Origin of the sequence: Nocardia cyriacigeorgica (genome assembly GCF_029868385.1) — a bacterium.
Taxonomy (GTDB): domain Bacteria; phylum Actinomycetota; class Actinomycetes; order Mycobacteriales; family Mycobacteriaceae; genus Nocardia; species Nocardia cyriacigeorgica_F.
This window is the reverse complement of sequence record NZ_JARWNX010000062.1, coordinates 29,777-41,385: the sequence shown is the minus strand read 5'-3', so window position 1 is coordinate 41,385 and position 11,609 is coordinate 29,777. Positions and strand designations below refer to the sequence as shown.

Genomic DNA, 11,609 nt, shown 5'->3' with positions numbered 1-11,609 from the left:
AATCGCCCGGCGCCCGCGGATCGGATGACGGTGACCGTGACCTGTTCGACCCCGGTGGACGTTTCGGCGCTGCTGCTCGGCGTCGACGGCCGGGTCCGCGCCGACGGCGACTTCGTGTTCTTCAACCAGCCCGTCGGACCGGGAGTCGTCTACCGGCACGGCCTCGGAGCGGGCGATATGGTCGATGTGCAGACCAGCGCCCTACCCGCCGATGTCGACCGCGTCGTCGTCACCGCCAGCCTCGACGGTTCCGGCCCCACCACCTTCGCCGCCGCCGGTTCACTGGTCGCAACCATCGCCTCCGACGCGGGGGCCTTGACCTTCCCGGTGACCGGGTTGAGCACCGAATCGGCCGTGGTGTGCGTGGAGATCTACCGCCGCGGCGGCGGCTGGAAGGTCCGCGCCGTCGGCCAGGGGTACGACAACGGTCTGGCCGGTATCGCCACGGCATTCGGCGTCAATGTCGACGACGAGCCCGCGCCTTCGCCACCGCCCGCCGCCTCGCGTCACGACCCGACCATCGTCGCGCCCTCGCGCACCGACCCCACCGTGGTCGCCCAACCAGCAGCCGGGGGATATCCGGGACAGCACCCACCGGCGACCGGACAGCAGTCGTATCCACCGCCGCCCGCCTACCCACCCGCGGCTGGATATCCGAGTGGGCAGGCGCAGCCCTACCCGCCTGCCCCGACCTATCCGCCCGCGCAGCCCTATCCACCGGCACAGCAATACCCGCCGACACCCGCGTATCCGGCCGAGCCGCAGCCCTATCCGGCGGCGCCGCAGCACCAACCGCCGGGTGTCGCCCATCCGGCCCCGTCCACGTTCTCGTCTCAGCAAGGAGCGCTGCCGATGCACAGCGATCTGTTCGATCCGCGTCACGCCGAGGTTTCCGGTGTCGGTATCCAGAAGCAGGGCGGCAAGATGATCAAGGTCGCCGTCAACGGCGAGGTCATGGCGCGGGCCGGGTCGATGGTGGCCTATCAGGGCGATCTCCAGTTCCAGGCGCTCGGTTCCGGCGGTATCGGCCGCGCCATCCAGCAGCGCCTCACCGGTGAGGGCGTCCCGTTGATGAAGGTCACCGGCCGCGGTGATCTGTTCCTGGCCAACAGCGCCGCCGATGTGCACACCATCGACCTCGACGGTTCGGACGGTCTCACCATCAACGGCGCCAATGTGCTCGCCTTCGATTCGACGCTGACCTACAATATCGGCCGCGTGCAGGGCGCCGCGGGGATGGCGAGCAACGCGGGTCTGTTCAACTGCGTCTTCACCGGTCGCGGCCGGATCGCCATCACCAGCCATGGCGCACCGGTGGTGCTCACCGTCGACCAACCCACCTACGCCGATCCGCAGGCCGCGGTCGCATGGTCGTCGAGCTTGCAGACCGGTATCAAACGCAACGATTCGTTCGGCCTCGGCAGGCTGATGGGGCGCAGCACCGGTGAAGGCGTCACCCTCGCCTTCTCCGGCCGCGGCTTCGTCATCGTGCAGCCGTCGGAGCTGCCGCCGGGCGGGCTGCTCGGCGGTACCGGCGGCGGGCAGGAGGCCGGGCAGAGCGGCGGGGTGCTCGGCGGTCTGTTCGGATAGGGGGCGCCGCGAATTCATGACCTCCGAGGTCATCGCCGGATGGCGCCGCCGCGATTAGCGTCGGCTCCGACAGCGATACGACGATCGGAGCGATGGATGAACAAGGGCGGCGATGCGGTCGCGGTGACCGAGGGCGTGCTGCGGCACGGCATGCTGTATCTGGCGCTGGGCAGTGGCCGACCGCTGGTGTTCCTGCGCTGGTTCACCCCGGACCACGCCAACCCGACCGGCTGGATGCGGACCTCGGAGCTGAAGAAGCTGGCCGGGCTCGCCCGGCATTTCCGGGTCTACGCGGTGGGCCGCGCGCCGGGGACCGCCGCCGATGCCACCATGGCCGGACTCGCCACGGAGCATGCCGACGCGTTGCGCGCCGAATTCGGCGGACCGGTCGATGTTCTCGGCGTGTCCTCCGGTGGTTCGATCGCCCTACAGTTGGCCGCCGACCATCCCGACGTGGTGCGCAAGCTCGTCGTGGTGGCGGCGGCGTCGCGGCTCGACCCGGACCTGCGGACCGGTCAGCGCCGCTATGCGGAGGCGATGCTCGCGGGTAGGCGCGGACTGCACCATATGGCGTCCACCACGGTCGCTAACCCGGTCGGCGCGCGTCTGGCGGGCGCGGCGATGTGGTTGGTCGATCCGCTGGTCCGGCCGAAGGCGCCGGCCGACACCCACCATTTCCTGATGGCCGAGGACGGCTTCGATCTCACCGAACGGCTCGGCGAGATCACCGCGCCCACCCTGATCGTCGGCGGCGCCCGCGACGGCTCCTACAGCGTCGAGACCTTCCGGCACACCGCTGCCGGCATCCCGGACGCTCGGCTGATCCTGTATCCGCGCACCGGCCACCTCGGCACGGTCTCACATCCGAATTTCACCGACGACATCGTCCGGTTTCTGGACGATTGACCGGCGTGTCGTGCCCCACCGTCCGCCATGCCTGTCCGACGGTGGGCCGGCTCGATCCAGCGCGCACGCGGCACCGGCCAGCGCGGCCGCTCGCCGCCCGATGACGACACCGGGCCTCATCGTCGGGCGAGACCGGCGGACCGGTGTGATCGGGAACTCACACGCCGTGACCGGGGCAGGGCGTGATCCTGAGAGAACTCATAGGAACGACACAGGCTACGACCAGGCACGGCCGGCATCCTGAACTCGAGCGAACACACTCGGTGATAGTGAGGTGCAGGATGGTCGAGCTCGAGGTCACGGGGACAACGGTGACGGTGCATGTGCTCGGAGCGCATCGGCTGTTCGCCCTGCGCGACCAGGTCACCTTCGATCTGTCCGCCGTCACCGGCGTCGCCGCCGCCGAAATCGACCGCCGCCCGCCCTGGGTGCGTGCGCCCGGCACCTTCTTCCCCGGTGTGATCGCGGCGGGCACCTTCCGCGGCAAGGGACGCAAGGAGTTCTGGGATACCGCCTTCGACGGCCGTGGTGTCCGCATCGAACTCGCCGGAACCGATTTCACCCGGCTGGTCGTCGATGTCGAGAACCCGGACGAGGTGCTGCGGATGCTGCGGACCGCCGCCGCGGCCGCCTGAGATCCGGGCAACCGGCGATGTGATCCATGTCGCCGCCCACAGCTCTGGCGCGGCTCCGCGTCACCGGCTTAGCCTGACAGCCCGCGTGTACGCGAAATCGGCAGCGCCAAAAGGATATTCGGTGCGAACCGGACATTTCGACTGGTTTGTCGACCTGTCGGTTCCGGTGTGCGCGCATTGTGATCGCGCCGCCGTCCCGAAACGCGTCGACCACCACCGCCCGAACCGGTGGTGCCGGGCGGCGGCTTGTCGTGGCAAGGAGCTGCACCGGTGCCGGTTCGTTCGCACAATGACCTGTCTCCCGCTGTCCTGAGTCGCCGAGGTGCGCTGGCCGCACTGGCGGTACTCGCAGTCTCCGGCTGCGGTGGTTCCGCTAGCTCCGGATCTCGCGCCTCGGGCCCGCATTGGGATTACGACGCGGAAGGTCCCGACCATTGGGCCGATCTCGACAGCCACTACCTGACCTGCCGCAGCGGCCATGCCCAGTCGCCGATCGACCTGCCCAGCCACACCCAGTTGCATCCGGCCGATCACATCGAGATCGACTATCGGCCGATTCCCTCGGCGGAACTGGTGAACAATGGTCACACCATCCAGGCGAATGTGCCCGCGGGCAATCGCATTCTGGTCGACGGCAGACCGTTCACGCTGACCCAGTTCCATTTCCATCTGCCCAGCGAACACACCGTCGAGGGCGCCGACGCCACCATGGAACTGCATTTCGTGCACGCCGATCCCGGCGGCAGGCTCGCGGTGCTGGCGGTTCTGCTGCGCGCACAGCAGGACGGCTCGCCCTTCGACGTCGTGCTCGCCGCGCCGCCGGACCGTCCCGGCGCCACGCGCACCATCGGCCGCATCGATCCGCGCGGTTTCCTGCCCGACGATCCGGCCCAGTTCCGGTACGAGGGCTCGCTCACCACACCGCCGTGCACCGAAGGCGTCGAATGGATCGTCCTGCGCCACCCGGTACCGGTCGCGGTGACCGAGGCCGACCGATATCGCGCCCTGTTCCCGCACAGCAATCGGCCCACCCAGCCACGCTACGGCCGCCCGGTGATCCTCGCCGGACCACGCTGATCGGACCGACCCTTCCGTACGATGGGCATATGACCGAGCGCAAACCGCCCGATCTGAACTTCGAATCCTGGATCGACAAACAGGTGCGCGAAGCCACCGAACGCGGCGAATTCGCGAAGCTACCGGGCGCGGGCAAACCGATCCCCGGCGCGGGCACCGGTGTGGACGAGAACTGGTGGCTGCGCGACTATCTGCGCCGTGAAGGCGTACGCGCCGACGGGATGCTGCCGGAGTCGCTGGTGTTGCGCCGCGAGATCGAACAGATCCGGGAGACGGTGCGGGAGCTGGATTCCGAACGCGAGGTGCGCGCCGCGGTATCGGAGCTCAATCAGCGAATCGTGCGGTGGGTGCGTGTGCCGACGCCACCGCATGTGCCGATCGCCCCGGTCGACGGGGACGAGGTGGTCGCCGGATGGCGGGCGGATCGTATGCCCGCCCATCCGACGCAGCTTTCCCGCGCCGCCGAACCTCCGGTGCCTGCGCCTACGAAGCGTCGGTGGTGGCGGCGGCGACGCTGAACGAGGTCAATCGGTTTCGCGGAGCACGGTATCCAACACCTGGGCGATGCCGTGCGGGTCGACATGGGCCTCTGGGTCGTCGAGATACTGGTGCAGCGCCTGTCGCACCGCGGAAAGCGATGGGTCCTGCTCGAGGACCCAGCGGGCGGCCGCGGCCTTGCTGGTGTGGCGTTCGGTGTCGGCGAAGTACCAGCTGCGGCAGGCGGTGAGCACCATGAGGGCGGCGTCTTCGGCGTCGTCGGTGCGTGTGCGCCATGTCGTCAACCAGTAGCGGCCGCGGTCGCGGATCCACTCGGGTGGGATCGGGGCGATCGCTTCGGCTGGGGCCTCGCCGATGAGTGCCGAGCCGTCTTGGCGGGCCATCGACAGTTCGGCGGGCAGGTCGGGGTCGGCCGCGATCGGCGGCTGTACTTCCACGCCCAGCGACGATCCGTCGTAGCGGCCGATATGGAATTCCGCCGGTGGTGTGGGGGTCGGCGTGCGGGCGACGTCGGCGAGCACTAGGTGCAGATCGATGCCGCTCGCGTCGCCGAGGTCGGCCTGCCGCACCGACCTCTCGAGCGCTGCGCGCTGTTCGTCGGTGGGACCGATATCGGTGAGTAGCAGCAGATCGATATCGCTGCGTCCTGGACGGAAATCGCCGGTCGCCAGCGAACCGTGCAGGATCACCGACCGGGTCGCCGGGCCGATGATCCGCGCGCAGGACTGCGCCAATTGCTCGGCGGCCGAACGGGCCGCGGTGATATCGGGAATCGTCACCGATCACATCTACCAGAGCGGATGAGGTTCTCCCAATGGGTTTTTCGGCCCTGTGTACAGCGCGCGGCGGGCTGCGGACCGCGTTCGCCCGTTCCTGTCTACGGCGGACTGCCCGACGGGTTGCCGCATTCGGGCCAGGACGGGCGGCGGTGGCTGATATGCAGAACTTCTCAAAGATACGGTACCGTATCTAATGATCGTAGCGCTCCTGTCAGCGCTGTCAACAGCGTCGGCGATACTGAAGATATGGTCGCCGTCACCCGCACTCCGAAGACCAGTTGGATCGAGCAGGGCCTGCGCGCACTCGCGGCGGGCGGGCCCGACGCTGTCCGCGTCGAAGCCCTCGCCCAGTCCCTCGGCGTCACCAAGGGCGGCTTCTACGGGCATTTCGCCGATCGCAACGCCCTACTGCGGGAAATGCTCGACACCTGGGAGCACGAGGCCACCGTCGATGTCCGTGAGCGCGTCGAACGCGAGGGCGGCGACGCACGTGCCAAGGCCAAGCGGGCGGGAGTGCTCACCTTTTCCGACGACCGGCTGCGGCCCATCGATCTGGCCGTGCGCGATTGGGCCCGCCGCGATGACGAGGTGGCCGAACGGCTGCGGCGCGTGGACAACTACCGCATCGGTTATCTGCGAGAACTGCTCGGTACCTTCTGTGCCGATCCGGATGAGGTGGAGGCACGCAGTCTGATGGCGTTCTGCCTGGCGGTCGGCACATACGTGATCGCGGCCGAACACGAGGGCCGCACCCGCGACGAGGTGATGGCCAAGGCCTCGGCCATTCTGCTCCAGCCGTCGCGCGACACCGCCGCGACCGAGCCCGGATAGCCCACCCGCTCGCTACCCTCGACGGGTATGAGGCTCAGCGAGATCGCGGCCGAACTGTACGGGCTCGACCCGGGCGAGTTCGTCGCGGCACGCAAGGACCGGGCGGCGCAGGCCAAGGCGGCGGGTGATCGTGAGCTGGCCGCCGCAGTCGCTGATCTGCGCAAACCCACCGTTGCCGCGTGGACGGTCAATCTGCTCGCCCGCGGCGCCGCCGAGGACGTGGCCGCGCTGCTTCGGCTCGGCGCTGCCCTACGCGACGCGCAGCGTGAACTGTCCGGCGACGATCTGCGCCGCTTGACCCGGCAACGGCAGCAGGTGGTCGGCGCCCTGGCCAAGCGTGCGGGCGAACTGGCTGCCGAGCACGACCGGCCCGTCGGCGAATCGGTGCTGCGCGAGGTGTCCACCACCCTGACCGCCGCGCTGGCCGATCCCGAGGTGGCCGATCGGGTCAGGGAAGGCACGCTGGCCAAGGCCGCCGACTACGAAGGATTCGGCGAGGCCGGACCCGCGCTCGCTGCTGTGCCCGACGCAGAGACCACTGTGCTCGACTCTGAGACCTCCGTGCTCGACGCCGACGCCGACGCCGACGCCGACGCCGACGCGGATGCCGACGCCGACGCGGATGCCGACGATGTCGATGCCGAGGAGTCCGATGCCGGGAATCCGGGGCACGACGGCGAGGCCGAGACGGGTCGCTCGGCCCGGAGACGTGGCAGCGAACCCCGACGCCGCCGCAGCGATGGCCGACCCCGCATGGACCCCGACGTGGAACGCCGACGAGCCGCCGAGGCCGAACTGGAGGAAGCCCGCCGGGCAGTGGAGTCGGCCCGCACCGACCTCGACGCCGCCGAACACGACGCCACCACGGCCGCGCACCACCTCGCCGAGGCCGAGCAGCGACGCACCCGACTGACCGAGGAACTGGCCGCCGCCGAGGAACAACACCGCTTCGCCCGCGCCGCCGTACGCGCCGCCCGCACCACTGCCCGCGCGGCAGCGACCGAACTCGAACGGGCACAACGGCGGCTGGTACGCGCCCAGCGCGCGCTGGCAACCGGTGACGATGCGCAGCAGTGAGGTCACCGAGCGATGAGATGGGACGTCGAGCACCGGTGACCTGCAATCGGATAGCCAGCGATGCAGGACTTCTCGGGCGACCGAGAGTCCGATCCGCCGCTGCCGATGGATGGCCGGGCACCCAGGTGTCGAGGCCGAACTGCGATGGGCCGCGGCGCGCCCGCAGGATCGACCGCGGCGCGCCGCAGGATCGACCGAGGCCAGCCGCTATCGCTCGTGGTCGGTGTTCGCGGCGATCAGGGGCCGTCGACGCGCCCGGCATGGGTGGGTAGACGTCGGACTCCGGCCGACACTTCCTGCACCAGCCCGGTATAGCTCTCCACCAGCTGCGCGAGCCGATGTTCGGCATCGGTCACGCCGGGACGGTGCGGTGCGCCGGACGCCTTGAGATGCTGGACGCGCATATAGGCGGCCACGATCCGATCGACCACGGTGCCGAGCGTTTCGGTGTGCAGCACCGTGCCACGGCGGTGTTGCGGCACATGGTTCTGGGTCCACACGTCGATCGCGTGGATCAGCGAATCACGTTGCGCCGCAGTGTCAGTGACGTCCTCCGCCGCCGTGTAGGGGTGCAGGGTGGCCAGATATCGCGCGCACCGGGTGACCGGATGGCGGTCGGTCGACGCGCCGCCGCCGGTATCGCCGCGATGCAGGGCGTCGATGAGGTCTTGTGCGGTGGGTAGCCGTGCCGGATCGGTGGCGTCTGCCCAGCCGGTGGTGTTGTCGGTCGCGCCGGAGATCGGTTCCATCGCTCGCCCCTGCGCCTAGCGTCCTCCCGCGCTCGGGCCGGTTCGGCCGCGTGGCAGTGCGACCGGTGCGCAAGGGAGTGCTGTCGACCATGAATTCACGGTGTGCCTTTCACTTCGCGGTGGCCGTCGGCGGCGTGGATCGTCTGGTGGGGCGTACGCCGGTCCTGGCGGCCGATCAATGTCGGTTGATCTCAGGGGAGTGGGACCTCGGCCCGCGGCGAGATGCCGCGGCGTAGCCGATCGAAGGCCGGGTGCAGCGACTCTCCGAGCGAACCGGTGCGGGCGCGCGACGAGGGGGACGGCCGCCCGAACATGGCCGGGCGCCGCGCGTCACCGTGCAGGGGTGTGGATCGAAGTCTCGGAGAGTCTGTCCCACAGCCAGATTATCGTTGCCGGTGCGCGGCCCCGCTGGGCAATCGGTGAATTGCGATCGCACTATTGCATACGGCGGCTCGTCATGTGGCGCGGCTAGCCTGGGGTGCCATGGACAACGCCCCGGCCGCACTACTCGAGCCCGCCGAGCGGGCGGCGCAGGCGCGCGTATTCCGATCGCGGTGGACCTTGCCTCGGCTGCTCCGACCGCGGCAGGTACTGATGGCAGCCGCGCTGCTCATCACGGCGCAACTGGTGTTGCGCGGCTGGGTGGCGGGTTCGGGCTACTTCTATTGGGACGATCTGATCCTGATCGGGCGCGCCGGTAGCGAACCGCTGTGGTCGCCGAAGCTGCTGCTGTACGACCACGACGGCCATTTCATGCCCGCCGCGTTCGCCACCGCATGGCTGGTCACGGCGATCGCACCGCTGGCATGGGCCGGACCGGTGCTCACCATGCTCGTCTGGCAGGCGGCGGCATCCATCGCGGTGGTGCGCATGCTGGTGGTGTTGCTCGGTCCGCGCCGGATACTGCTGGCGCCCTTGCTCTTCTACCTGCTGTGCCCGTTGACATTGCCCGCGTTCTCCTGGTGGTCGGCCGCGCTCAACGCGCTCCCGTTACAGTTCGCCCTCGCCTGGGTGATCGCCGACGCGGTGCTGCTCGTGCGCACCGGGCGGCGTCGGTACGCGGTCACCGGGGTGGCGGTGCTGGTGCTCGGCCTGTTGTTCTTCGAGAAATCCGTGGTTGTGCCGTTCGTCGCGTTCGCCGTCGCCGCAATGGCGCGCTATGTGGTGGGGGAGCGGGGCGCGGTACGGGAAGTGGCGCGCCGCGCCGCCGCGCTGTGGATCGGTTCCGCGTTGGCGCTCGGCTGCTGGTCGGTCGCCTATCTTGCGGTGGTCGATATCGCGCCCGCGCACAGTGAACGAGGCGATCTGCCCGGTTTGCTCCACGGTGCGACCTCGCTCGGGGTGGTGCCGACCCTGCTGGGCGGGCCGTGGGCCTGGGAGCGCTGGCTACCCGCGGCGCCGTGGGCGACACCGCCGTCGGCGGCGGCCGCGCTGTCATGGATCGTGCTCGCGGTGATCGTGGTGTGGACGATCCGGACCACGCCGCGCGCGGCCGCGGTGTGGGTGAGTGTGGCGCTGTACCTCGCGGTGGCCCTCGTGCCGGTGGCGCTCGCGCGTGGCGGTCCGAACACCGTCGACGAACTCATGCAATCGCTGCGCTACCTCGCCGATATGGGGGTCGTGCTCACCGCGGCGTTCGCACTGTTGCTGTGCGCGAAGCCGAGGGAGCGGGAGCGGCTACCGCGCCCGCGGGCGGCCGTGGTCGTGGCGGTGGCGGCCACCTTCACGGCCAGCAGCCTGTGGTCGACGGTCACCTATGTGCGTTCCTGGTCTACCGGCGCCACCGAGCGCTATCTCACCACCGCCGCTGCCGAACTCGGCACACTCGACGCGCCGTTGCTCGAACAGGAGGTGCCCTGGACCGTACTGAATCCCACCGCCTATCCGCAGAACCTGGCGAGCCGGGTGCTGTCACCGATCGCGGGCCAAGGCGCTTTTGCGGACTCCACGCCGCGGCTGCGGATGATCACCGACACCGGCGATATCGTCGACGCGCAGGTCTGGTGGAACCGCAGTATCCGTCCCGGACCGCAGCCGGGATGCGGCTATCGAGTGCAGGGCGAGCACCCGGTGCGGCTGCTGCTCGACGGCCCCATGCTCGCGCACGAATGGACGGTACAGCTGAACTATCTGGCCGGGCGCGACGGACGGATCACCCTCGCCTTCGAACACGGCGACGCGGTCACGGTCCCGGTGCGGAAAGGACTGCACACCGTGTTCGTGCGAGTCGTCGGGAGCGGATCCGCCCTCAGGATCGCCACCGAAACCCAGGGTCTCGATATGTGCGTCGGTTCTGGGCCGGTGGGTGTGGCGTCGTACGACAACTGAACGCACACCGGCGGGCCTTCGGCTCGTGACAGCACAACTTGTCGATCCACCGGCCCACCTATAAAGGTGTCGGTACGTTTATATGCGCATTTAACTATATAACTCCTAAAGGCTATGCAGCGAAGCCGATCGCGCAAAAAATTTGCCGAGGAGGGGGAAGGGGAAGGGCATCGCCGGAGTTGGGGAGTGTGACCGTCGGTATCGGACACCGCGAAAACGGACAAATCGAAAACTATTCGTACCGCGAAGTTTTCGGCACCCTAGGCTATGCGATCTACTGAATCAACTCTCTGTGGAACTGTTTTTCGCCACAGCATCCGGAGGAGTGACGGGCGGGCGAGTCGGGTAACGTACTGATGAGTAACGTCCGTCAGTGTGGTCGGGTACGGTGCGAATTATTAAGGGACAGTGTTGGTTCAGTCCGCCGGGATCGTCCTTCGACCGGCGAGCATGGGTGATATCGATGAGATCACCCGTGTCGTCGCCGAGGCATTCGAGCACGATGATCCGATCGAGGAGTTCGTCTTCCCCGCGGAAGCGGTGCGACGACGGAATGCGCCGCGCATGCTCAGGGTGATGTTGAAATATCGCTTCATACCCGCGGGCGGCGCGGAAATCGCGGTGCGTGACGGTGCCATCGTCGGCGCCATCCTCTGGTACCCGGCCGGGTACCGGAAGAATCTGTGGCGCGAGGCGGTATCGGGCCTACAGTTCTTGTGGGCCATGGGATCTGCCACGCCGCGCGGTATGGCGGTGGATGACGCGCTGGCCCGGGTAGCGCCGCCACAGCCACACAATTTCGTCGTCTACCTCGGGTGTGAACCCGCCGCGCAGCGCATGGGTGTCGGCAAGGCGCTGATGGTGTCGCTGCGCGATCGATCCGATCGGCAAGGCGTACCGCTGTACGGAATCTGTAAAGACGACAATATCGGTTTCTACGAGGCGCTCGGTGGTCGCCGAGTCGGTGCGACGACGGTCGGCCGCGGTGGCCCGGAAATGACAGTGATGATGCGAGAGGCCGCGAGCGCGACGGTATGACGTTGGCGCGCGAGCGTGTGCAAAACATAGCGGGGCGACGGGTTTCGCCGACCGTATGAGGGGGTGTTCGTTCGGGGGTTGATTTTGTTGTGGGTGAGGAG

The 11,609-nt window shown here is 68.6% G+C and carries 11 protein-coding genes; 9 read left to right on the top strand and 2 right to left on the bottom strand.

The genetic code is table 11. The features are described 5' to 3' along the window. Window positions 1-24: 24 nt before the first annotated feature. The 5 genes from QH168_RS23045 to QH168_RS23025 all read left to right on the top strand — a co-directional run bounded on the left by QH168_RS23045 (window position 25) and on the right by QH168_RS23025 (window position 4,726). Entirely contained in the window at window positions 25-1,590 is a 1,566-nt protein-coding gene (locus QH168_RS23045) for an AIM24 family protein (protein ID WP_280468282.1), read from the top strand. Between the two features lie 96 nt (window positions 1,591-1,686). Further along, on the top strand, window positions 1,687-2,496 hold the full coding sequence (locus QH168_RS23040) for an alpha/beta fold hydrolase (protein WP_280236865.1): 810 nt from the start codon (window positions 1,687-1,689) through the stop codon (window positions 2,494-2,496). Window positions 2,497-2,777: 281 nt separating this feature from the next. Next, complete coding sequence (locus tag QH168_RS23035; RefSeq protein ID WP_280236864.1) at window positions 2,778-3,131, top strand: hypothetical protein; 354 nt, start codon at window positions 2,778-2,780, stop codon at window positions 3,129-3,131. Between the two features lie 270 nt (window positions 3,132-3,401). Further along, window positions 3,402-4,208 (top strand): carbonic anhydrase, encoded by an 807-nt coding sequence (locus QH168_RS23030; protein WP_280236863.1) that lies wholly within the window; start codon window positions 3,402-3,404, stop codon window positions 4,206-4,208. Window positions 4,209-4,237: 29 nt separating this feature from the next. Then, on the top strand, window positions 4,238-4,726 hold the full coding sequence (locus QH168_RS23025; RefSeq protein ID WP_280236862.1) for a DUF1992 domain-containing protein: 489 nt from the start codon (window positions 4,238-4,240) through the stop codon (window positions 4,724-4,726). A 6-nt stretch (window positions 4,727-4,732) separates the two neighbouring features. Here QH168_RS23025 and QH168_RS23020 read toward each other — a convergent pair whose 3' ends face one another. Next, window positions 4,733-5,485, bottom strand: coding sequence for an aminoglycoside adenylyltransferase domain-containing protein (locus QH168_RS23020; RefSeq protein WP_280236861.1), 753 nt, complete (start codon window positions 5,483-5,485; stop codon window positions 4,733-4,735). Window positions 5,486-5,731: 246 nt separating this feature from the next. Here QH168_RS23020 and QH168_RS23015 point away from each other — a divergent pair, with 246 nt between their 5' ends. Further along, on the top strand, window positions 5,732-6,316 hold the full coding sequence (locus tag QH168_RS23015) for a TetR/AcrR family transcriptional regulator (RefSeq protein WP_280236860.1): 585 nt from the start codon (window positions 5,732-5,734) through the stop codon (window positions 6,314-6,316). Between the two features lie 27 nt (window positions 6,317-6,343). After that, complete coding sequence (locus QH168_RS23010; RefSeq protein ID WP_280236859.1) at window positions 6,344-7,393, top strand: hypothetical protein; 1,050 nt, start codon at window positions 6,344-6,346, stop codon at window positions 7,391-7,393. Window positions 7,394-7,629: 236 nt separating this feature from the next. Here QH168_RS23010 and QH168_RS23005 read toward each other — a convergent pair whose 3' ends face one another. Beyond that, window positions 7,630-8,142, bottom strand: coding sequence for a DUF4254 domain-containing protein (locus QH168_RS23005; protein ID WP_280236858.1), 513 nt, complete (start codon window positions 8,140-8,142; stop codon window positions 7,630-7,632). A 594-nt stretch (window positions 8,143-8,736) separates the two neighbouring features. Here QH168_RS23005 and QH168_RS23000 point away from each other — a divergent pair. Then, window positions 8,737-10,470, top strand: a complete 1,734-nt coding sequence (locus tag QH168_RS23000; protein ID WP_280468280.1) for a hypothetical protein — start codon at window positions 8,737-8,739, stop codon at window positions 10,468-10,470. 408 nt (window positions 10,471-10,878) lie between these two features. Beyond that, window positions 10,879-11,508, top strand: coding sequence for a GNAT family N-acetyltransferase (locus QH168_RS22995; protein WP_280236857.1), 630 nt, complete (start codon window positions 10,879-10,881; stop codon window positions 11,506-11,508). Window positions 11,509-11,609: the final 101 nt, after the last annotated feature.